Origin of the sequence: Paenibacillus polysaccharolyticus (assembly GCF_900102085.1) — a bacterium.
Lineage (GTDB): Bacteria > Bacillota > Bacilli > Paenibacillales > Paenibacillaceae > Paenibacillus > Paenibacillus polysaccharolyticus.
In genome coordinates this window covers 24524-47392 of the sequence record NZ_FMVM01000025.1, presented here as the reverse complement: position 1 = coordinate 47392, position 22869 = coordinate 24524, and the positions used below count along the sequence as shown (strand labels likewise).

19 protein-coding genes are annotated in these 22869 nt (G+C 47.2%); all 19 read right to left on the bottom strand.

Features of this window, described 5'->3' with window-relative positions:
- Positions 1–238: 238 nt before the first annotated feature.
- Positions 239–2281 (bottom strand): ATP-dependent zinc metalloprotease FtsH, encoded by a 2043-nt coding sequence (gene ftsH, locus BLQ13_RS26090; protein WP_090924627.1) that lies wholly within the window; start codon positions 2279–2281, stop codon positions 239–241.
- A 100-nt stretch (positions 2282–2381) separates the two neighbouring features.
- A complete protein-coding gene (gene hpt, locus BLQ13_RS26085) occupies positions 2382–2921 on the bottom strand; it encodes a hypoxanthine phosphoribosyltransferase (RefSeq protein ID WP_090924626.1) in 540 nt (179 codons plus the stop codon).
- Positions 2922–2973: 52 nt separating this feature from the next.
- Entirely contained in the window at positions 2974–4413 is a 1440-nt protein-coding gene (gene tilS / locus BLQ13_RS26080; protein ID WP_090924625.1) for a tRNA lysidine(34) synthetase TilS, read from the bottom strand.
- A 43-nt stretch (positions 4414–4456) separates the two neighbouring features.
- Positions 4457–5404, bottom strand: coding sequence for a protein kinase domain-containing protein (locus tag BLQ13_RS26075; RefSeq protein ID WP_090924624.1), 948 nt, complete (start codon positions 5402–5404; stop codon positions 4457–4459).
- Entirely contained in the window at positions 5388–6140 is a 753-nt protein-coding gene (locus BLQ13_RS26070; RefSeq protein WP_090924623.1) for a VWA domain-containing protein, read from the bottom strand. The genes BLQ13_RS26075 and BLQ13_RS26070 overlap by 17 nt, the downstream gene beginning before the upstream one ends.
- A gap of 84 nt (positions 6141–6224) precedes the next feature.
- Positions 6225–8732 carry a stage II sporulation protein E gene (gene spoIIE, locus BLQ13_RS26065; RefSeq protein WP_208606829.1) on the bottom strand — a complete coding sequence of 836 codons (2508 nt, stop codon included), beginning with the start codon at positions 8730–8732 and terminating at the stop codon, positions 6225–6227.
- 498 nt (positions 8733–9230) lie between these two features.
- Complete coding sequence (locus BLQ13_RS26060) at positions 9231–9758, bottom strand: S1 domain-containing RNA-binding protein (protein WP_090924622.1); 528 nt, start codon at positions 9756–9758, stop codon at positions 9231–9233.
- A gap of 198 nt (positions 9759–9956) precedes the next feature.
- Positions 9957–10292 (bottom strand): septum formation initiator family protein, encoded by a 336-nt coding sequence (locus tag BLQ13_RS26055; RefSeq protein ID WP_090924621.1) that lies wholly within the window; start codon positions 10290–10292, stop codon positions 9957–9959.
- Positions 10285–10878, bottom strand: a complete 594-nt coding sequence (gene yabQ, locus BLQ13_RS26050) for a spore cortex biosynthesis protein YabQ (RefSeq protein WP_090924620.1) — start codon at positions 10876–10878, stop codon at positions 10285–10287. The genes BLQ13_RS26055 and yabQ overlap by 8 nt, the downstream gene beginning before the upstream one ends.
- On the bottom strand, positions 10875–11159 hold the full coding sequence (gene yabP / locus BLQ13_RS26045; protein WP_090924619.1) for a sporulation protein YabP: 285 nt from the start codon (positions 11157–11159) through the stop codon (positions 10875–10877). Before yabP ends, yabQ begins: the two co-directional genes overlap by 4 nt.
- A 171-nt stretch (positions 11160–11330) precedes the next feature.
- On the bottom strand, positions 11331–11609 hold the full coding sequence (locus BLQ13_RS26040) for an RNA-binding S4 domain-containing protein (RefSeq protein ID WP_090924618.1): 279 nt from the start codon (positions 11607–11609) through the stop codon (positions 11331–11333).
- Positions 11609–11881 (bottom strand): HU family DNA-binding protein, encoded by a 273-nt coding sequence (locus BLQ13_RS26035; protein ID WP_090924617.1) that lies wholly within the window; start codon positions 11879–11881, stop codon positions 11609–11611. Before BLQ13_RS26035 ends, BLQ13_RS26040 begins: the two co-directional genes overlap by 1 nt.
- Positions 11882–12185: 304 nt before the next feature.
- Positions 12186–13679: a bifunctional methyltransferase/pyrophosphohydrolase YabN gene (gene yabN, locus BLQ13_RS26030; RefSeq protein WP_090924616.1), complete on the bottom strand. Its 1494-nt coding sequence runs from the start codon at positions 13677–13679 to the stop codon at positions 12186–12188.
- 233 nt (positions 13680–13912) lie between these two features.
- Positions 13913–15679: a putative polysaccharide biosynthesis protein gene (locus tag BLQ13_RS26025; RefSeq protein WP_090924648.1), complete on the bottom strand. Its 1767-nt coding sequence runs from the start codon at positions 15677–15679 to the stop codon at positions 13913–13915.
- Positions 15680–16038: 359 nt separating this feature from the next.
- On the bottom strand, positions 16039–16581 hold the full coding sequence (spoVT, locus tag BLQ13_RS26015; protein ID WP_090924614.1) for a stage V sporulation protein T: 543 nt from the start codon (positions 16579–16581) through the stop codon (positions 16039–16041).
- A 345-nt stretch (positions 16582–16926) separates the two neighbouring features.
- Complete coding sequence (locus BLQ13_RS26010) at positions 16927–18072, bottom strand: peptidylprolyl isomerase (RefSeq protein ID WP_090924613.1); 1146 nt, start codon at positions 18070–18072, stop codon at positions 16927–16929.
- Positions 18056–21583 (bottom strand): transcription-repair coupling factor, encoded by a 3528-nt coding sequence (gene mfd / locus BLQ13_RS26005; RefSeq protein WP_090924612.1) that lies wholly within the window; start codon positions 21581–21583, stop codon positions 18056–18058. Before mfd ends, BLQ13_RS26010 begins: the two co-directional genes overlap by 17 nt.
- 341 nt (positions 21584–21924) lie before the next feature.
- Positions 21925–22155 (bottom strand): anti-sigma-F factor Fin, encoded by a 231-nt coding sequence (locus BLQ13_RS26000; protein ID WP_090924611.1) that lies wholly within the window; start codon positions 22153–22155, stop codon positions 21925–21927.
- A gap of 108 nt (positions 22156–22263) precedes the next feature.
- Positions 22264–22824 carry an aminoacyl-tRNA hydrolase gene (gene pth / locus BLQ13_RS25995; protein WP_090924610.1) on the bottom strand — a complete coding sequence of 187 codons (561 nt, stop codon included), beginning with the start codon at positions 22822–22824 and terminating at the stop codon, positions 22264–22266.
- Between the last annotated feature and the right edge of the window lie 45 nt (positions 22825–22869).

The following is a 22869-nucleotide window of genomic DNA, read 5'->3' as shown; positions in this document are numbered from 1 at the left end:
CGTTATGTTCGCTGGTGAAACGAATCACAAGCGGTTTAACAACTAATGTACACAACGTTCACGACTCTGTCAATAAATGAAAAAAGGCAGGATATACTGCCTTATCCCCCTTATGCTATCCGGTTCGCCATATAGCTCTTGATTATCTGTTTCTTCTGATCTTGAATAAATCCTACAAAAAAAGAGAGCCACAAGGGCTCTCTTTTCATTCCGGTCACATGACCAGACATGTTACATATTAAGATGTTGGCTTTGAGCCACCATCATTCGGATCATTGCTGCCCTTATCCAGGTCAGGAGCTTCGTTTGGAATATCTCCAGCTGGTGGCTCAGATGTTTCATCTTTGCCTTGAATGCGAACGCGAACATCACCGATGTTATCAATGATTGGCTCGCCGCCTTCATTTGGCGTACCTTCTCCTGAGTTATCACCTTCTGCTTTTGGTGTCAAGGAACCTGTTTCAATCAATTGCTTGATCTGATCCATTTCCAGTGTCTCCACTTCAAGCAGTGTTTCAGCGATCAGATGCATCTCTCTTGTATGTTTGGTAAGGAGAGCTTTACACTTCTCATAACACTCGTTAATAAAGCGCTGCATCTCTTGGTCGATCTCATATGCGATGGAATCCGAGTAATTCTGTTCATGACCGATATCCCGTCCAAGGAATACCTGTCCTTGTGAACTTCCGAATTGCATTGGACCCAGTTTCTCACTCATACCGTATTCCATAACCATGCTGCGCACGATACCTGTCGCTTGTTGGAAGTCACTGTATGCACCGGTACCGATCTCACCGATAAACAATTCTTCCGCCACGCGACCTCCGAGAAGTCCGGTTACTTTATCCAGCAACTCCTGTTTGGTAACGAGCATACGGTCTTCTTTTGGCAACATGATTACATATCCACCCGCACGTCCGCGCGGAATGATGGTCACTTTATGTACCATATCAGCATGTTCCAGGAAGTATCCTACAATGGTATGGCCTGCTTCGTGATAAGCAACAATGCGTTTCTCCCGATCACTGATGACACGGCTTTTCTTCTCCGTACCAACGATGACTCGGTCAATCGCCTCATCTACTTCACGCATGGATATATCTTTTCTGTTACGGCGTGCTGCAAGCAATGCCGCTTCATTCAGCAAGTTCTCCAGGTCTGCACCCGAGAAACCTGTTGTACGCTTCGCGATGATGTCCAATCTCACATCTTTCGTGAGCGGTTTATTACGGGAGTGTACTTTCAGTACAGCTTCACGGCCCTTGACGTCTGGACGATCCACTGTAATTTGACGGTCAAAACGGCCTGGACGCAACAACGCAGGGTCCAGAATGTCTGCACGGTTCGTTGCGGCAACGATGATAATACCTTCGTTTGCACCGAATCCGTCCATCTCAACGAGCAATTGGTTAAGGGTCTGTTCACGCTCATCGTGACCGCCGCCCAGACCAGCACCACGCTGACGTCCTACTGCATCGATCTCGTCAATAAAGATGATACAAGGCGCATTTTTCTTTGCATTTTCGAACAAGTCACGTACACGTGATGCACCGACACCGACAAACATTTCAACGAAGTCGGAACCGGAAATGCTGAAGAATGGTACACCTGCTTCACCAGCTACAGCACGAGCAAGCAAAGTCTTACCTGTACCCGGAGGACCTACGAGCAATACGCCCTTCGGAATACGTGCCCCAACGGCTGCGAACTTCCGAGGGTCCTTGAGGAAGTCTACGACTTCAACAAGCTCTTGTTTCTCCTCGTCTGCACCCGCCACATCTTCAAATGTAACGCGCTTCTTCTCTTCATTGTAGAGGCGAGCACGGCTTTTACCAAAGTTCATTACTTTACCGCCGCCGCCTTGAGCCTGATTAAACAGGAAGAAGAACAGCAGGAACATAATGATCAAAGGAATAAAGGAAGTCAGCAACGTCAACCAGATGCTGTCACCTTTCATTGGTTCCTGATGATATTCAAATTTGTTAGCTTCACTTGCAGCTACAAGTTCGGTAATTGCCTCATCCGTAGGAGGAATATACGTTGAGAAATTTTCTGATTTGGCCCCATCAGGTGCTTGTTTGTATCGGCCGGTCACGAGATATGTCTGACCGTTGAATTGAACAGTCACTTCGGCGATATTGTTGGCTTTAACCTCAGCACGAAACTGATCATATCTAGGGTTTTCTATAACATCGTTTCCATCTGTGATAAATCTAACTAAACCCACCACAACTAAAAAAAGAATCAAATAAAAACCAGAATTCCGGATGAACCGATTCATCCCCTACCTCCTCTCGAGACACTTTAATTATTTTAACATAGCCCGACATGGCTTCTCAATAGAAGCCAAGAACAGCTCAAGGCTTCGGCCTTACTGGATATCAGCTTGTGTAGATTTCTGGTTTCAGAATCCCGATATAAGGAAGATTCCGGTATTGCTCGGCATAATCCAGACCGTACCCCACGATGAACGCATCAGGGATATCAAAGCCCGTGTAGTGAGCTTCCAGTTCCACTTTGCGGCCGGATGGTTTATCGAACAATGTCACCACACGTACGGTTTCAGCACCGCGGTTTTCCAACAGTTCAATCAAATAGCTGAGGGTCAGTCCGCTGTCGATAATATCTTCGACAATCAGAACTTCACGTCCTTCAACGGATACATCCAGATCCTTGATGATTTTGACAACACCGGATGACTTGGTAGATGCACCATAACTGGATACGGCCATAAAATCCATCTCAACCGGTACCGTTATGTTCTTAACCAAATCAGCCATAAATATAAACGCACCTTTGAGCACGCAAATGACCAAAGGGTTCCGGTTAGCATAATCGGCACTAAGTGTTGCGCCTAATTCCTTAACCTTACTCTGAATTTCTTCTTCACTGATCAATACTTCCTGAATGTCGTTCTGCAACTGTGCGAACCTCCTAAGTTATACTATGAAAGCCTTACCTGAACCATAACCACTACCCCTGAATCGCTGAATCGCCTACAGTCATGTACAGGATTGCGGAAGTGCTCTCCCTGACAGGAGCCATATCGGACCGGCGAACACCCGGTAACCAGATGACATTGCCTGCTCCATCACAAACCACAGGAATGCGTGGTCTGACAGATGGGGGAATCTTCTCGTCGATGAAAATATTTTTCACCTTTTTGCTCCCGTTTAATCCCATTACCTTCATGGTATCTCCAGGTAACCGTGAACGTACAACCAGCGGCATCTGAAGCCCATTCGCATCAAATGCGGCCTGATCAGCCGATTCCGGTACATGATAGTTTTCGGGACTCATCGGCATCAACCGGATATATCGGTTAATCTCGGTGAGTGAAAGCTCATAAGTTCCGCTCCATTGTGCAAGACGATACTCGTAAGATTGACCCTGTGCACTTGCCCGTTCGCCAAAAGAAATCAGATCATACTCCCGGGCACATACGAGTGTCTGTCCTATATCCAGGCTCCAGGTCGTCACCTCGGTCTCCATGACCTTGCGCCGAATAGTTTCAATACGGGTAAAGTCGACAAAATCACTGTCCAAAGGCAGATAATTCAATATTAGTTTAATCAACCTTCGTTGTAAAGCGACATGTAACTTCAAGAAGGAAGGCACCTCAAAGGTCTGCCTTCCGCCGTTCACCTGCACTAGACACCTGTATGTGTCATGAGTACTCTGCTCCATGAAATCGTCTTCGTCACCCACAATTTCGGCAAGTCGATTCAGTGACGGCGTGAGTTGTCCATTATATTGCCCCAAAAATGGAAGCACATCCAGACGAATCGCATTACGCCGATATTTTCGTTGATCATTACTCTCATCATGAAAATAAGTAAAACCCTGTGTAATACAAGCTTCTACAAGGTCTGTCTTGTTTATACGAAGGCATGGACGGATAAGTTCCACATTTTTTTCACGACGTTTGAACTTCATACCTGCCAGCCCCGAAAGCCCGCTACCTCGGAGCAAATGAAGCATAACTGTCTCGGCCTGATCATCGGCATGATGTGCCAGGGCAATACTTGCTGCCCCATATTTGTCAGCCACTTCATGCAAAAAGGCGTAACGCCGGTTCCTCGCTGCCTCCTGTGGACCCTGACCTGTCTGTTTCATATAGGAAGGTATATCGGCTTTGACCCACTCAAATGCAAGGCCAAGCTGACGTGCCACATCCATCATCTGACGGGCCTCTTCATCCGACTCCGTCCGAAATCCATGATGTACATGGGCACAGATCAATTCAAGCGGCACATGTCGCTTGCTGATCTCATGCATGATATGCAAAAAAGCTACCGAATCCGGCCCGCCCGATACAGCGATGACAATCCGGTCCCCGGGAACCCATAACTGATGCTCTTCCGCTGCATCCAGTACGTTATCCACCAGTGTCTCCCAGCGTGAAGCTTCCATACCTGTTCCTCATTCCTTGCGTTATGTATATGCACGCCCAACATCAAAAACGTAGTGCATAGATAAGTACACCGATAAGTAGAATTACCGATAGAGCAAATGCATTTTTCAGCCATCGCGGTGTGCTGCTTCTGGAACGCCGGCGCATCTGTGTAGGACGTGCCATTAATTCCTTCCACGATTTTGCAGCATGGTCTGCATTCTGGAATTGTCCCCGTAGGGCCACTATAATCCATTCACGAAAAGGGGCCAGCCGTTCGCTTTTTTCCACCAACATCACAAGTTGACTCACATTCCGCAATTGTGGGAGGCCATCTGCAGCCAAAGACTTCAGCGCGTCCGCTTCCAAAATATGAATCATCAAAAGCGCATACGCAAACACATCATATGTAGCATCCGCAGTTCGGCTACCTGCATTCCAAAATCCCCGGTCATACCATTCCGTGAACTGTTTAACGCTTCGTCCAATGGACGTTACCCCGCCATAATCAATCAGCTCGACATGACCGTAATCGGACACGAGTACATTTTGAGGTTTGAGATCACCAAATACCCAGCCTGCCTGATGTAATTGAGCGAGTCTCTGCAACAATCTTAATCCAACCAGCAGTGTCCAGTCCGTTCCCTGACGCCGAATGAAATGATGGAGAGCCTCACCCCGAACGTAGCGCATCACATAAAAAGGAATATCCCGTCCACGAACGGCATAATCATCCACATCTTTAAGATAGGAAGGAATGCCGCTCTGCCGAAGGGCTTCATGATTACGCTGTAATTGAAATGATTTGAGTACATTGATCTCCGATTGCAAATCAACCGGGTCAAATCCCATTTTGAGCGCATAATGTTTGCCATTCTCTCCACGCTGGACGAGGAAAACAACCCCATTGGCGCCTCTGCCCAGCAACTTTCGAATCGTATACCGACTTCGGTTCCATTTCCCCGTAATGACGGTTCCTGGCGGGAAAGAGGCATCAGACAACGTTGTCACCGAGCATCCCTTCTCTTTCAATGCGATAGTTCCCTTCTATTTCCTGCTGTTCCTCCAGTGTACCATAACGGTAAAAATCAATCACCTTCTGAATTGCAGGGCCTGTCGGTGTTGCACCCTTTGTTTGCAACCGTCCAAACAAGGAACGAACACGCCCGGGATCATCGGTCCAGTCGATATCCATTACCGCATCCTCTCCGCTGTGGCGGCCTGGAAAATGAAATACAGATAAACGACTTTTGCCTACTCGTGCCTGCAGGCTTAACATCAAATCCCGAATCCCTTCTTCTACTGCTGCCAGTTTCGGTTTCATACTTGCACTGACGTCAATCAGAAGTGTGACCTGCAGGGCAGCATTTTCCGTCAGATTGTCAATCACTTCCACAACCTGTGAGCGCTGGGATGGTTCCAGATCCGTTACAGTCTTGGTCCCCTTCTCTCCCAAAATTTGTGTTAACTCTCTATTAACCGCCTGTTGAATAGTCTGAACCACTGTTTTTCTCGTCATCATCTGCATCGTATGGGCAAGCTGTCTTGTGCCTACAGTCTGACTGATGCCTCCGCCAGCTCTCGCAATATCCTCAATCTCCCGACTACCCAGCTCGCCAATCGTGCCATAATCAATTACACCTACGACATTGACTGTAATACCCTCTTCGCGTGCCTGCGCAGCTGCCAGTACCGGGCTTACCCCCACATTGGAACAACCGTCGGTGATCAACAAAATTTGTTTCATCCGATATCCCTCCGTTTTTCGTACTCTCCAACTCTATGACTAGCATTGCCACATTGAAGAGAGTTCAAACGGATTCGAATAGATTTAACTTACGGTGCGAGGACGCTCCATACGATTAATACCAGGCACACGTAAGGTGGCCCATTCCGGGCGATAATGTTCAACTTTGCCAACCACAACGGTCATGTCGTCCAAAATCTCTTGCTGCTGATAGCGAATAACACTCTCAAGCAAGCAATCTGCGAGTTCCTGCGGATCATCCGTATGAATCTCCTGAATAAGTCGTTTCATCCATAGCTCTTTATTGACTGCATATCCTGGAGCATCATAGATGCCGTCCGTCATCATGATCAAGATATCACCCGGCTGTAACTGAAGGGTGACCAAATCGACCTCAATATCTTTAATGATCCCAATCGGTAGATTGCTCGCTGAAACTTGAATAACCTCCTGCCCACGTTTAATAAAGCTTGGGGTCGAACCAATTTTCATAAACGTTGTCTCTGCCGTATATTCATCGATCAATGCCATATCTACGGTGGCATACATCTCCTCTGGAGAACGCAGCATCAGCACAGAATTGACAGATTTGATTGCTAATTTCTCGTCCATGCCCGATTGAAGCAGTTGCTCCAAAATATTTAATGCAGCACTGCTCTCCATACGAGCCCGTTCCCCGTTGCCCATCCCGTCACTAAGTGCCACTGCAAACGTACCGTTGCCAAGTTCCACAGTGCTGAAACTGTCTCCCGACATCACATCGCCTCCTTTGGCGGCGGCAGCTACACCTGTCGTGATCTCGAATGTCTTCGCTGAACCAAATGTCACGGTTGCCAGTCCCTGACGGGGATCAGTCATGGTCTCATGCAACACAGCAATATGCTCGTCCAGCACGTTAGAGATCAGCGGAGCGATCATTTTACGGCATTCATCGAACCCTCTTGTATATGCATGTACAATCTCAATCTCCACATTACCAGCTTCCAGATTAATAATCTCTATAGAATGAATAGATAGTCCCAATGACTCCAGTGCATCCCGAATTTGTTCTTCCTGCTGTACCATCTCCTCACTTTCGCGTTGAATTTCTTTGGCCAAGTCCTCCATCACCTGTGATACACCCGACAATTGCTCAGCAACCAGCTGACGGCTGTCCATAATCTGGCGTTTCCATTGCATATTATGCTGATGCAGGCCATATTGGGCACGCATCACTTCGAGTACCTCCTCCGGTTTGGCACACACCCGGTTCCATTCCACCGGAATTTGGTCACCTGACATCTCCGGGTTTGTCTCAATGGAACTCATCACATCGGTCATATAGCTATACGTTTGAATAAACTTCGTATCCCAGCATTGCGCACGCTTGAAGCACCCTGCACAAGTACCCTCAGCAACCGCGTTCATGAAATGATCCATCCCGCCTTCTTTATGTACCGGCTCCCCCGTACCGGACATCTGATCGAAGCTGCGTGACAACTGACGGAACACCTGTGAGAAACGTGTTACTCGCTCCGCCGTAATATCCCGAATGCGTTTCGCATATTCATGCTGCGATTTAGTATGATCCTGTGTGCCTGGTACGTATTTGGAGATTGCTGTGAACATGCTTTTGGGTGTTAACATAAACAGGACGATAGCTGCACACGTCTCCCACAAGGAATTCATCACGTCACTTGGGCCGCCCAAGTAAATCGATAGAATAGATGAACCTAGCAACATCCCTAGGGCAACCCCCATACGTTTCCCCTCACGAAGCATACCTGCCAACATCCCGGCAAAAGCAAGCAGACTCATCTGATACACGGCAGACATATCGGCAAGACTCAGAATTAACCCCGTAATCACTCCAACCGATGCACCCAGGGGGGCTCCGCCCACCAGCGCAAAGACGAGAATGAGGTAACGGGAAAGCATATGCTCCACCGAAAGAGACTGAATGGTCCACCCGACTGCCCCAGTCATCACGGAAGCCAGCAGGATGATCAGACACAGGATCTCCTCGTTCTTTAGGCTGAATTTTTTTTTGCGATACGTAAAAATGGGGATAGCCTGAATGAATACAAGGGTTAATACGAAACTTAGCACGGAATCCATGGTGAGCATCAACATCGCATACCAACTGAACGAAGGCCCAATCACAACGGCGAATAGCTTCACCATAAAAGTTGTCGTAAACACCATCACTGGTGCATAAGATAATTCAGCACGGTCGTAAGACTCGAGCCCTCGGAACAGCAGATAGAAGATGGCAATCTCAGAGGCTACAATTAGCGAAACCGGGAATGGTGCAAACAGACTCCCTGCGAGTAATGCCGCACCAACGGGTATAATATAATCCCTGCGCATAAAAGCAATCACGGCAAAGTATGCAATCGCAAAAGGAGTTAATTCATTCAGGATCATCGCCTTTCCCAATAAGAACCCCATAAAAGTAAGTAGCAACACCCACTTGCGAGATGCCACAGCCTGGACAGCCTTGCGGGAACCCAGCCATTGTTTCAGACGTACCGACAGCTCCTCCCGAGCTGCAGCACCCCCCTTGCCTGCTTTCATCCCCGGAAATTGAATGACATTCCACTTCTCCATCATGCTCAAGGCACCCCATTCGATTATTTGATTTCGTGTTTCACTCTCGATAGTTCTGATTATAGATAGAATAGAAGACATAGTTTGTCAGAATAGCTGGACGAGCTTCAAAAAGTTTACGACAAAAGAAACTGCTGCGGCGCGATGGTGTGAAACCCTCGGCCTTATTGTGCTTTCCAGCATTTTTGAGCAAACTGTTGAACGGTGGCATGTCTGATTTTGAACGAGAAGTTAGAGGGTGTCGTCATGATCTGAGCAGAATAACTGGAGAATGCCATGGAAACCTGTCGGTAAAAAATGGGAGACGACAAATGTTCTTATTCTCCCCTGCACAATGTAAATCATGAAGAAATCATGTCGCGTTTTACCTAAAAATAAACGCCTAGCCGATGTTTCATCGAAATATGAAATGGTCATCAGATTATATAAAATAAGCACAAAAAAACCGTTAGCCAGTAGGCTAACGGTTTTACTTATATATTCAAATCAGGTTGAAACAGATTACACACGCTTAGCGCCGCGGCCACCGCGTTTGCCTTCTGTATTCTTCTTGAGCGAAGAGATCCGTTCCTCGCTATCTTTCAGGAAGCGTGACATTTTATCCTCAAATGAAGGTTTGCCTGCTGCGGGCTTGAAAGAACGGCCTCCGCGGTCACGGTTAAATCCACCGCCGCCACCACCACGACCTTGGCCACCACTTGGGCCTCCGCCGCTGAATCGTTCGCGATCTCCTCCACTGCGTTCCGGTCTAGGAGCTCTTGGGGGTCTGGATTGAGTTTGTTGCTCTACCGGTTTGTCAACAGCCTGTTTGATGGAAAGTCCGATCTTGCCGTCTTTGTCAACGTTGATAACCTTTACTGTGACTTGGTCATTCAGCTTCAGGTGGTCGTTGACATCTTTGACGTAATTGTCGGCGATTTCCGAGATGTGAACGAGACCCGTGACACCTCCTGACAGATCCACAAATGCTCCAAAATGCGTGATTCCTGTCACCTTGCCCTCTAACTTGGTGCCCACTTCAATTGCCATAGAATAAAATGATCCTCCCTTAAAAATATACAACCCGATTTTTTGAATGCCAAAATCATGCTGTGCTAAATGTAATTATACCTTATGCCATAAACCAAGGTCAACTGAGCACTACCCCATTGTAACGCCTATTTTTTCCGGTTTACGCGCATAAGACTCATGGAAAACAAACCTTGCTCAGCAAAAGACTGGATTCCATCAGTTCCCTGACCCTTCGACCTGAATTGGTGTTTCTTCAGGAAGATAGTAACCTTTTTTTCGTGCCAGCTGTCCTATGTATTCAGGGTCCTTCAACCGACTGACCTCATACTTCAGCTGCTCGAGCTGTTTCTGCGTATCCTGCTGCGAAGTTTGCTGTGTGGCCAAGTAATCACTCTTGTCCGAAATTTGCGCATTCTGTACAAGAAACGTATATCCTGCCCAGATCGCAAATACAGCAACAAATGTCAACCAAAGCATCAGACGCCTTCGTGCACCAGCAGATTTTCCCTGATTAGCTGGGCTCTTCTTACTACCCACAGGTGTTCTACTCATTCCCCGGACGACCTCCTTGAAACCAGCGTTTCCATATCGCTGCAATTCTTGTACCCGCTTGGATCATCCATCGAGGCGTTACCCAATATCTCAGTAGCGGCCTAAACATCCAGCGGAACAACTTGCCGAAAGGGATTAAACATTGCAACACCAGCTTGCCCAGGAATAGCAGGATCGCGATGATGAAACCAAATAATACACGAACCAATCTGTATATTCCCTTCGCTGGCACAACAATCAGGATGTTAAGGATATGTCCACACCACTGGATGAGTGTTCTCGCGAGTTTAATTAACATTACCACAAAATGCTGGGTTGTAACACTTAAAAGCCAAAAATAGAAGCAAACTCCGATAATCAGCCCCAAAAAGACATAAAACCGCAACTGTCCGTGGTTTCCGGCATACAACATCCGGAAAACGAACAGTGCGGAAGCGACCCAATACAACAGGTCTAACGTGTGGATGCTCCACCTCGGAAATCGCAGCTGTCCTGACAGTACCCGGTAACTGTCATAAGCTACACCCATCACAACTCCCGATAACACCATCCAGGTCAGTGTGATCCACTGCGCATCCAGAATCATCGGAACATCTTGCCAAACAGGCCTTTGCTGTTTTTGGACTGGGAACCGGGATCGAGATACTGAAGTGAACTGACCGTACCCTCAATGGATAAAAGACCTTCCTCCAGGCTCAGGTTTTTGATATGTAAATTGTGCCCCCGGATCGTCAGATGCCCAAGTTCGGTCTGAAGCAAGAACTCCTCACTGTCAAAGCTCTCCACATTCGAAACCCCTGTTAGATCCAGCAGTTTCCTATTTTGCATGTTTAGATAGTGTTGTTTAGCTTTTCCGTGCTCAGCCATGGCATGTACCCCTCCTTCTTTAGTACCTAGCTTATGGATGAGATACCCAGATTAGAACTCCTGTCTCTTTGATCTTTCCATTTGTCTCTGGGAAAAAAAACATAAAAGCGTCCTCCCTTTACTGGGAGAACGCTTCATTTAAATGATCTAAAGATGTATCAGAAATTTCTGTTACCAATCCATCCCGTTATCCTTGGCAATCGGCTCTTCCTTAACCAAGGTATAGAGGCTGCTTGCCTCATCCTTCTTAGTACTCTCAGCAAGACGCTCCACCTTCACGGTGACTAGCTTCTGACCGAACTGAACCGTCAGCTCATCGCCTACCTTTACAGCAGCGCTGGGCTTGGCTTCCCGTCCATTTACAAGAACACGTCCCTGTTCAGAAACGTCCTTGGCTACAGTACGGCGTTTGATCAACCGAGATACCTTCAGGAATTTATCAAGACGCATTATTTTACAGCTTCTTTAAGTTTGTTACCTGCTTTGAATGCAGGAACAGTGGACTCAGGAATCACAATCTCATTCCCTGTTTGTGGGTTACGTCCCGTACGACCAGAACGTTTGCGGGTCTCAAAAGTGCCAAAGCCGATCAATTGTACTTTGTCTCCGCTGGCAAGTGCATCTGTAATTTCTCCTAAAAAGCCGTTCAATACGGACTCGACATCTTTCTTTGTCAAACCGCTTTTGTTTGAAATGTTGTTGATCAGGTCTGTTTTGTTCATGTTAAAAGCCTCCCAAATTGAAAAAAAAGTATCTGCGAGCCTTGGCTGTTTTAAAATAACCAAGTTGATTCTCGCACGGTTACTACACATGTATTCTGGCTTTCATGCTAAATTCCTGCCTTGACCAACGACTTTTTTTAACTTATGCCGTTGCATGACAGAGAATCATCTTAGTCCAGTACCCGATATGATGTCTCTTCAAACACCAGACTCAATATAATGCTGAACACACGTTCGTATCATCATAACACACTGCCGAGCCTGATGGAATACGGTGTCTGGGTATTTTTACAAATCAGTAAAATCAGAGCCCGGCCTTCTTTGCCTGTTGCCAGAACCGCTCCATCTCTTCTACCGTACTTTCCGCAGGTGTTTTGCCCTGTTCACGCAACCGATCCTCAATGTACTGAAACCTTGCCACAAACTTGCGGTTCGTGGCGGCAAGAGCCTCCTCCGGATCTGTGTCAATAAAACGTGCCACATTCGCCGTGGCAAATAACACATCACCGAGTTCAAGCTTGCGTGCTTCTGCATCATGCCCTTGCTGTACCGCTTCTCTGAGTTCAGCCAGTTCTTCTTCGATCTTGGCAAAAACGCCCTCCACATCATCCCAGTCAAAGCCAACTTTGGCGGCCTTCTTCTGGAGCTTATATCCTTTCATAAGTGCAGGCAGATCACGGGGGATACCGTCCAGTACGGAAGTTTTTTCTACGTCCTGGCCTTTACGTTTTTTCTCCTCTGCTTTCATCTGTTCCCAGTTTTGCAGGGCTTCATTCGCGTCTTCGGCTTGATTATCGCCAAATACGTGCGGGTGACGGAAAATCAATTTGTCATTAAGTCCTTCTATAACATCATATACGTTGAATGTGCCAACCTCTTCCTCCATCTGAGAATGCAACATAATTTGCAACAACAGATCACCCAGTTCTTCTTTCATGTGATCCGGGTCATCCTCATCGATCGTTTCAATCACTTCGTATGTCTCTTCAATCAGGTTTTTACGAATCGACTGATGTGTCTGCTCCTGATCCCATGGGCAGCCACCCGGACTGCGAAGAATGTTTACGATCTCGTGCAATCGCGCGAAAGATCGGCGGCGTAGTGCATCATCTGTATTTTTCGGCACATAGATCAGCGACAGGTTGCCATATCCCGGAGTACGATCCAACTCATGCAGTGGTACCTTATGGATGACTTCCTGATCTTGTACGCCAAGTGCATGGCCCACAAACACCGGATAATCATCCGGGTATACTTCCATTAGACATAGCTTCACATCGGATGCAGTAAAACCGTCGTAGACTTGTCCAATCAACGTATGCAGCTGGGGTTGTATCAATTCGGGGCTGAGGCTACTTGCATCAAGCAGTTGAAAACCTTCAATAGGGTCGAATCCCAGTCGGATAAAGGCTTCATCCAGGAAGCTCTCTCCGCCCATAATACGTAAGGAAATGCCCTGCTGCGGACAACGTTCTTTCAAAAGTCGTACACTTGCTTCGGCCACCATTGGATGGCCTGGTACAGCATATACAATCTCGGTGCCTGCATCGCCGCTACGAGCCGCGTCGATTAATTGGTTCGCAATCTCATCGTAAACCTCCGGGAAGGAGGATTTGGACTCATATATTGTGTCAAACGACGTCATCTCTAGCCCTTCCTGCTGTAAATCATTCAAGACAGGATGATCCAGTGTGCGTACATACAATGTAGCCGCATGTTTCATTTTTTTAATAATACCTAAAGTCAGTTGGTCCGCATCTCCAGATCCAAGACCTACCACTGTCAAAGCTGCACTCATTACACTTAACCTCCATCCGAACCATCCTGCTTTTCCGGCCTACCTCTAACTCATGTAACATTTCAATATGCGCATGAGCATCTCTCATTTTTATCTGAACAGGATGGCGCTCAATAATTAAACGTATTATACCAGAATCTGTCGATATCCTAAAATTGCATCCGCGTAGCTGTTTCATGCTTTTCAGTCGTACTGGCTCTCAATCAACTTACACTATAGCAACTATGATTTGGCTAGCGCAGTACACGCAGTCTGCGCAACAGCTGCGCCAGACGCGGCCCCAGCTTCGGCAAGGCCGCCAGCTCTGCGGCGGTCAGCAGCCCTGTCCGGGCCGCGGCCAGCACAAACACGGCTGCGCCTGCGGCAATGCCCAGCAGGCTCACGCCCATCGCAGCCAGCCGATGCGTGGCTGCGATGCTCAAGCCGCCGAGCACTGCTTCGGCGGCCCAGGCCATGCCTAGCGCCGCCAGGCTCATGGCGGCGATCACCAGCGCCGGCTTCGCCAAGACGGCGCCAGGAGCAGGGTGCATGGCGGTGAGCCGCGCCAGAAGCACCACATTCAGGCCAGCCGCCAGCATATAGGCGGCTGCACCTGCAAGTGCCGCGCCGCTGATGCCCAGCGCTGGCACAAGCATGACGTTCAGCAGCACCTTGACGCCTGCGGCGGCCAGCATGCTGAACGCAGGAGCACGCACGGCGCCGAGGCCTTGCAGCAGCGCCGCCGCGATGATGCTGACGGTGCTGCCTGCAGCCGTCAGCGCCATATACCGCAATGCTTCGGTGCCTGCGGCATCCCCGTACAGCATGCGGTTAATCGGGTCTGCCAGCACCGCAAGTCCTGCAGAGGCTGCCAGACCGATCAGCCAGAACCAGCGCAGCGCCATGCCCGCTTGCTTCCTGACGGCTTCTGGCCCGCCCTTCAGGCGCGCTTCGGCCATCGCCGGAATAAACAGCACCGAGAGTGACGTGGCAAGCATCGTCACCAGCTGCACCAGCGGCAATCCGCGGTTGTAGATGCCGAAGGATACCATCGTTTGCATATCATCCAGCCCTTCACCGCGTAGCAGACGTGGAACGGTAAAGGTGTCCACCAGATTCATCAGGGGCACTGCCAGTGATCCAAGACAAACCGGAATGGCATAGACAAGCAAAGTACGCATCCATTCGGCATTTGAGCGTCTGATCTTACGAGCTTGACCGCTTCCTCCAACTACTGCAACGTCATGTTCCACTACTCCAGTATGCCGATCTGCCCCTGAATCCAAAGACTCTTCACTTACTGTCTCTCCCTTTTTCTTGCGATCTTCTGTGTACATCGGCTCTCTATCCATCGAATGTACTTCCTGCTCTTTCCGCCGATGTCTATATACGAATCCCAACATGACGATGAGCCCTGCACATCCTCCGGCTACCGAGCCTAACATTGCCCCGGAAGCAACCGTTTCAAGCGAAGCATCCTGGCGGATCAACCACAATAACACCACAATCATGACCGTGACCCGCACCGTCTGTTCGACCACCTGAGATACGGCTGTAGGCACCATCTGCTGCATTCCCTGGAAGTATCCACGTAAACCCGTCATCAGCGGTACACATAACAAGGCCAGGGATGCTGCACGGATGGAAGGAATCACATGCTGATTCCCAATCAGACCTGCGACCCACGGTGCACTTCCATACATCACCATCGCGGTAATCATGCCTAATCCGCCAAGCAACATCGAAGATAATCGTATAATTCTTCGGCTCTCGTCTGGTCTGCCGAGGGCATTCTGTTCAGCTACGAATTTGGATACAGCCAAGGGCAACCCAGCCGCAGCCAGCGTAATAATGAGCATATATAACGGATAGACCGTATTGTAGATACCAAAGACACCGTCTCCCCCCAGATTTTGAAGAGGAATTTTTTGAAAAGCACCAATGATTTTGGAGATAATGGCGGCAAGCCCAAGGATAAAAGCACCCTGTAGCAGCCTTGTTCCTGAAGATGGCTGTTTTATCAATTTCCTGGTTCCTTCCATGTGTATTCTGGCATTCAAACGAAGCATAAGGCTTCCTTTGCTATTATACCTGCCAGAAGGCACACAATACGAACATCCTTTGAGCCACAAAACCTGTGATCAGATCAAAACCTCTAGCCTCCCTGAAAGAAAGCTGCATCGGAAGCATATGCCTCGCCTTTATCACCGGATTTTCCCCCTTTGGAAAAGGGAATCCAAAAAAAATCCTGGGGATAACCGCTACTCTCCAGGTTATTCTGTCATCGGAGTACTTGTCTAAACACTTATAGTTCAACTTATATGTAAAAAGCAAAAACTCCCGTATGCCCGGTTCAGGCTCACAGGAGTCCATCTGCTATCTATTGTTCCATTTGTTTGCCAAGGAAGCCAGCAGCTGTCTCTGCCATTTTAGTCTCCATCTGAGACATCTTCACGGATTCATCCTTGTTGAACAGGATAACGGTTCCGATGGGATCACCACCAGAGATAATTGGCGCGATAACAAAAGAGGATAACGTCTCGTCATGATCTTTGCTAAGCTCATAAGTACCATTGGTTGCTTCCATAATTGTCTTACGGTTTTCCATGCAACTTTCCACAAGGCTGCCAACCTGTTTATCCAAATACTCTTTCTTGGAGCCGCCTGCCACCGTAATAATGGTATCCCGGTCAGAAATCATCGTAACGTGACCTGTGCTCTCATACAGCGATTCTGCATATTCTTTGGCAAAATCACCAAGTTCGCCAATAGGCGAATATTTTTTAAGAATAACTTCTCCATCCCGATCCACAAAAATTTCAAGCGGATCTCCCTCACGAATACGCAACGTACGACGGATTTCTTTAGGAATGACCACACGACCCAGGTCATCTATACGGCGGACAATACCAGTAGCTTTCATTTACATGTTGCCCCACTTTCTCGAGAAGATTTTTCAACTACTGTTCCTTAATGGGTAGAGGAAAGTCCCAGAACGTTTAGTGTGATTTCTTGACCATAGTATTCATCTGTTCCCATATCCTTATACATGCTTTGCGGAATATCGTGAATTAACTTTTTTATAAAGTAATAAAAATTGTATCTCTAACCGTTTACGCTCCATGTAAACCAAAAAACGAAGTAACAGAAAGAACCGTAGTTCTCCCTGTACTTCGTTATAGGTTGTCCATATTACGGTGAATATAATCCGGTTCAGCAAGCTTCTTAGGCTTCTCTGAAACGCATGTTAAAATCACTGTGAGTCAAACTATTTACTGCTTGTACCTTCTTCGGTTTTTGCATCTTTGTCTGTTCCTGTTGTACCTTGATCTGTTTTTGCATCCGTACCTTTAGAATCGGTTTTTGATCCATCTGTTTTCGTGCCTTCTGTACCAGTACCTGTCGTACCTTCAGTAGTGCCTTCCTCTTTTTTCTCCGTTTTTGGAAGTTTCACTTCTTTGATGATTTTATCCAGCTCTTTTTGCATAAACGTATCGATTTGAGCAGCCGCCAGTTGGCTTTTCAGTGTCTCTTTTTGCTCTGCCGTCAACTTGGAGTAATCTGCTTCCGTACGTGATTCCACTTTCATGATGTGATAACCGTACTCTGTTTCAACCGGATCACTGATTTTGTTCAGCGGCAATGTTTTTGCAGCTTCCTTGAAAGAATCTACCCAATTCGCAACAGGTGTATTTTCATAAAGTCCGCCTTTTTCAGCAGATCCCGGATCTTCGGAATATTTTTTCGCAATCTCGGCAAAATCAGCGCCGCCATCCAGTTTCGCTTTTACTTCTTTTGCAAGCTTCAACGTGTCTTCTTTTTTACGATCTTTTTGCGTTTTAGGATCTTTAAAAGTAATCAGCACATGACGTACAGAAGCTGTTGTATACTGATCTTTGTTTTTCTCAAATTCTGCCTTCATGGCATCTTCGGTTACGCCTGTTTCTTTATCTTTGATTACCGTCATAATACGAGTCATGTAATCTTTAATGTTTTGGTCAGTCAATTTCTGAGTCTTTAACATTTCAGTCCATTGTTCTTCCTTCACGGAAGCCTTCATTTTGTCGAATTGTTCAGATGCTGTTTTGGCTCCAGCCGTTTTGGCTTCTTCACTTGCTTTGCCACTCAAATATTCATAAGCAATCTCTTGCTTCACGAGATATTCTTTAAAATCATCCATCTCCATCATTTGTGCATATTCCGGATAGAGGAATTTCATGACACGTTGTTCCATGTCGAATTCATTCGCTGTAATTGTGCCACCATCATACGTAGCTACAACAGCACTTTTATCTGTTGATTCCGGTGCTTTTGCTTCTTCCTTCTTGCCACATGCAGCAAGCAAGGACAGGGACAGTACTGCTACCATACCTACGGACAGCACTTTTCCCACTTTTTTATACTTTGCTAACATCTTTTAGTTCCCCCTTTGATTTAAAAGCAGTCTTCATGGATTCCAGAAACTTTTCTACCAGCTCCATCAGTTGCTTATCCCCAAGACCCTTGCCTTTGACATGAATCAGCATATGGGGTCCTTGTTCAAATTGTACACGTCTTTCGAACTGATTTCCAATGTGTGCGATTTTTGACAACTCGAAGGCATGTTCACGTCCTTCATAGAACTTGACTGTAAGATCATCGCCACGCTGTGTGATGGACTCAATACCATAGATTTTGCCATACACTTTGAGGCGGGCTACTGCCATCAAATTAATTACAGCTTCCGGTAAATCACCGAAGCGGTCAACCAGTTCGTCTTCCAGTTCCATTGCATCGTCGAAGGAAGCAATAACTGCGACCTTTTTATAGATCTCAATCTTCTGAATACTGTCATAAATATAATCCGATGGCAAGTAGGCATCGATACTGAGATCTAGCGTTGTATTCCACTGATCAGAAGGAACAGGCTCTTCACCCAGCATGGTAACTTTACGTTTGTTGATCTCTTCCGCCAGCATCTGTGAGTACAGATCGAACCCGACGGAGGCGATAAAGCCATGCTGCTCTGCTCCAAGCAGGTTACCGGCCCCACGGATGGACAAGTCTCGCATCGCGATTTTGAAGCCTGAACCAAGCTCTGTGAATTCCTTGATGGATTGCAGACGCTTCTCGGCAACTTCCGTAAGCACTTTGTCCCGTTGGTATGTGAAATACGCGTAGGCAATCCGGTTAGACCGTCCTACCCTTCCACGCAACTGATACAGCTGGGAAAGTCCCATTTTGTCTGCATCATGCACAATGAGTGTATTTACATTCGGAATGTCCACACCTGTTTCAATGATACTCGTGCTCACCAGCACATCATACTCTCCGTCCAGGAAGTCGAGAATCGTCTTCTCCAGCTCGGTTTCTGTCATCTGCCCATGCCCAACACCCACTTTGGCTTCTGGCACCAGATCCGAGATTTCGGCTGCCATCTCCTGAATGCCTTGTACCCGGTTGTAGAGATAATATACCTGACCACCACGCGCCAACTCACGCTCAATCGCTTCACGAACAAGAGCCTGACTATGCTCTACCACGTAGGTCTGAACGGGGAAACGGTTCTCTGGCGGTGTCTCAATAACGGACAAGTCACGTACACCCAACATGGACATGTGTAAAGTACGCGGAATCGGGGTTGCCGTGAGGGTCAACACATCCACGTTGGTTTTGAGCTTTTTGAGCTTCTCTTTATGTGTTACACCAAAACGTTGCTCCTCATCGACAATAAGCAATCCCAGATCTTTAAACACCAGATCCTGTGACAGCAAGCGATGTGTACCAATAACAATGTCTATTGTACCGGCTTTGATACCCTTGGCGGTCTCATTCTGTTCCTTGCGGGAACGGAATCGGCTAAGGACATGAATGTTGAACGGATAACCGGAGAACCGCTCACGGAACGTTTCATAGTGTTGCTGAGCCAAAATCGTGGTCGGAACCAATACCGCCACCTGTTTGCCCTCGATTGCCGCTTTAAATGCAGCCCGAATCGCAACTTCAGTTTTCCCGTAACCAACGTCTCCACACAATAAACGATCCATGGGACGGTTTTGTTCCATATCTTTTTTGATTTCTTCAATCGCGCGCATCTGATCACGTGTCTCATCGTAAGGGAACATGTCTTCGAATTCTTGTTGTTCTGCAGAATCTTTGTCGAACCCATAGCCTTTAGATGTTTGACGTTCTGCGTACAGCTTGATCAGATCATCGGCGATATCCTGAACGGATGAACGAACCTTATTTTTAACCCGTGTCCACTCATTACCGCCCAGCTTGTATATTTTAGGCTCCTTCTCTTCGGAACCCACATATTTCTGAATGAGATCAATCTGTTCAATCGGAACAGACAATTTGTCGCCGCCTGCATACAGAATGTGCATGTAGTCTTTGTGAATACCAGCAACCTCAAGCGTACCAATCCCGAGGTATTTACCAATTCCGTGGTTCTGGTGAACGACATAATCGCCCACTTTCAGCTCGCTATAGGATTTGATACGCTCGGCATTATCGATGTTTCGAATCGGTTTACGGGCTTTACGCTGCTTCTGTGAGAACATCTCACCTTCTGTGATCACCGCCAAATGAATGGACGGCATCTCAAATCCCGTTTGCAAATTGCCATTCAGCATCTCCGGCTCAGGAATGTCGTAATCCTGCAATACCCGGCGCATCCGGTCCATCCGTTCCTCGCCATTCGCAAGCATCAACACCTGAACACCGGCTTTCTGCCAGCGTTCCATCTCCGCCTTCAGCACGTTCATCTGTCCATGGAAATCCTGCATGCCCCGGCTGATAAAGTTCAGAATATTCTGTGGCTGGGTATGCGGAACCTGACGCAAAAAGATCGACATAAAGATGGTCTGGAATGGACGCTCATAGAGCAAATCATCCCCATCTGCCGATAACGGCAGATCCGGCAAGGTTTTTCCATTTTGCATCAGATGCAAGTTCCACTCCGATTCGTCTCTGTCCAGTTGTTTCGAGGTTTCCGACAATCTCGCCGGCTCATCCATCACTAGAATGGTATCTTCTGGCATATAGTCATAAATCGTTTTATTTTCAGGATAAAGCGGGGAGATGTATTTGTACATTTCCGAAAAATAGACATGCTGACGCAGCAACTCAATCTCCCGATGCATCTCTTCCCGAAGGCGCAACTTGGCCTGGCGATCCGTCATTTTCTCCAGCTGCTGTTCAAGCAAAATTGCCGCCGTATCCGCTGCCTTCTCCATACGCTCCTGATCAGCGATTAACTCTTTACATGGCAAAACAGTAATTTCCTCTATCCGTTCAATGGAACGCTGATCCGCAGGGTCAAATGTACGAATGGAATCAATTTCGTCGTCAAATAACTCCACCCGATATGCAATCGATGAAGTCACTGGATAGAAGTCGATAATGCCTCCACGTACACTCATCTCTCCGCGAGATTCAACTCGCTCAACCCGTTCATAGCCAAGCGTTACCATCTCAAGCAAGAACGAATCCAGTTGAAGCGTGCTGCCTTGCTTAATCTGGATATGTGCATTTGCCATGACTTCCGGGAGCGGAACATAACGTCTTACCCCTGAAAAAGGAATGACAACAATGCCCCTGAAACCCTGGGCGCAACGAACCAATACTTCAATGCGCTGAGCAAGTGTCTCCGGACTAGATACCGCTGCCTCAGCAGCAACAAGTTCATTCGCAGGATAGATCAACACCCGATCTGATGAAAGCGCTTCCTGTAAATCTTCCGCTATTTTTTGTGCGGCAAACATATTATGTGTCACGACGAGCAGTGGTCGATCCATCTCTTGGTGCAGCGTAGCCAGCATGATCTGACGAGCCGAACCGGATAGGCCCGAAACCAATTGCTCCTTCATGCCGGATTTAACCCCGGCTGTAATGGACGCAAAGTCCGGATCTTTGGAAAAAGCCTGTATGAGTGCTTGTAACAAAAGGGGCACCTCTCTTATAACTTTCTTGATTATAGATTATTGCACATCGATGTGCAGCATCTTCGGTCATTGGAATTTTTTAAAAACTGGATACTTATTCCTTTTTGTCCTGTTTCATCATAAAGGATTACTCCAAACATTTCCACATCTGTTCCTACAGGACCACTCTGAATTCTATTACAAAGTTGAATACACCCTTGATTCTGTCCCAACTGAAAAGAAGCCTCAGCAGGCTGCCAAGGCTATAAAAAGGGCAAACCGCTGTAACTGCGGTCATCCTCTCTGTCATTTTTCAACATTTATCCATTCCATAGCATGAATTAAATCCCTACAGGCAATAGCTACTGGAGCGGATTTGCAAGCAGGCTCAGCTCGGGGTTGTGTTCCAACGCTTCCTTACAATAATCGCATGTAATCCGAACGGTAACATCACCACCGGAATTATACGCTATTATATCCCTCCGCTCGTCGGGGGTCAAGAAATGAAAACCGAGCTGTGCTTCCGTAATTTTAGCCGAATCAATCTGGCCAATAAAGGTACGGCAATGCCGACATACATAATTCACTGACATAGTTATGCCTCCTGAACATGGTTTATACATCCAGTATGCCCAGGTTGTCCGAATCAAAGTCGTCAATTAATCTTTTTTCCAGTGTAAATTCCATATTACTGGAATGCATCAGCCATTGAATTTCGCCATCGTTTGCTCGAACGTATTCGTCAAACTATATTCCAGTGCATCACATGTTTGCTCAATCGTCTGCTCCAGCGCTTCTTTTTCTTTCTTCATGAACGTTGACAGTACGTAGTCTACAATGGCATGTCCCGGATCAGGCCTTGATATCCCCATACGAACCCGGTTGAACTGCTGTGTACCTGTGTGCTGAATAATGGACTTGATTCCATTATGTCCACCCGCGCTACCCTGATAACGCAATCGTACCTTGCCGATTTCTGTATCCATATCGTCGTATACAACGATTAGATCTTCCAGGTTCACTTTATAAAAATCCATGTAAGCTCGTACCGATTCACCCGAAAGGTTCATATAGGTCATTGGTTTAATCAATACCGTTTTGACGCCGCCAATGTTGCCTTCTCCGATCAATGCTTTACACTTGTTCTGTGTAATCGAAATGTTATGGCGATCTGCCAATCGATCCAGTGCCATAAAACCGATATTATGCCGGGTTTTGGCATAGTTTGAACCTGGATTCCCAAGTCCGACAATCCACTTCATCTTGTTCCCTCCTTCGAGCATCCATTAGGTGAGGCATAGACTTCG

Bases quoted from the DNA above. Each gene is read 5' to 3' on its own strand.
- ftsH (WP_090924627.1), bottom strand. From the start codon at position 2,281: ATGAATCGGTTCATCCGGAATTCTGGTTTTTATTTGATTCTTTTTTTA.
- tilS (WP_090924625.1), bottom strand. From the start codon at position 4,413: ATGGAAGCTTCACGCTGGGAGACACTGGTGGATAACGTACTGGATGCA.
- BLQ13_RS26070 (WP_090924623.1), bottom strand. From the start codon at position 6,140: ATGAAACAAATTTTGTTGATCACCGACGGTTGTTCCAATGTGGGGGTA.
- spoIIE (WP_208606829.1), bottom strand. From the start codon at position 8,732: ATGATGGAGAAGTGGAATGTCATTCAATTTCCGGGGATGAAAGCAGGC.
- BLQ13_RS26060 (WP_090924622.1), bottom strand. From the start codon at position 9,758: ATGGCAATTGAAGTGGGCACCAAGTTAGAGGGCAAGGTGACAGGAATC.
- BLQ13_RS26055 (WP_090924621.1), bottom strand. From the start codon at position 10,292: ATGAGTAGAACACCTGTGGGTAGTAAGAAGAGCCCAGCTAATCAGGGA.
- yabQ (WP_090924620.1), bottom strand. From the start codon at position 10,878: ATGATTCTGGATGCGCAGTGGATCACACTGACCTGGATGGTGTTATCG.
- yabP (WP_090924619.1), bottom strand. From the start codon at position 11,159: ATGGCTGAGCACGGAAAAGCTAAACAACACTATCTAAACATGCAAAAT.
- BLQ13_RS26040 (WP_090924618.1), bottom strand. From the start codon at position 11,609: ATGCGTCTTGATAAATTCCTGAAGGTATCTCGGTTGATCAAACGCCGT.
- BLQ13_RS26035 (WP_090924617.1), bottom strand. From the start codon at position 11,881: ATGAACAAAACAGACCTGATCAACAACATTTCAAACAAAAGCGGTTTG.
- yabN (WP_090924616.1), bottom strand. From the start codon at position 13,679: ATGAGTGCAGCTTTGACAGTGGTAGGTCTTGGATCTGGAGATGCGGAC.
- spoVT (WP_090924614.1), bottom strand. From the start codon at position 16,581: ATGAAAGCTACTGGTATTGTCCGCCGTATAGATGACCTGGGTCGTGTG.
- BLQ13_RS26010 (WP_090924613.1), bottom strand. From the start codon at position 18,072: ATGTTAGCAAAGTATAAAAAAGTGGGAAAAGTGCTGTCCGTAGGTATG.
- BLQ13_RS26000 (WP_090924611.1), bottom strand. From the start codon at position 22,155: ATGTCAGTGAATTATGTATGTCGGCATTGCCGTACCTTTATTGGCCAG.
- pth (WP_090924610.1), bottom strand. From the start codon at position 22,824: ATGAAGTGGATTGTCGGACTTGGGAATCCAGGTTCAAACTATGCCAAA.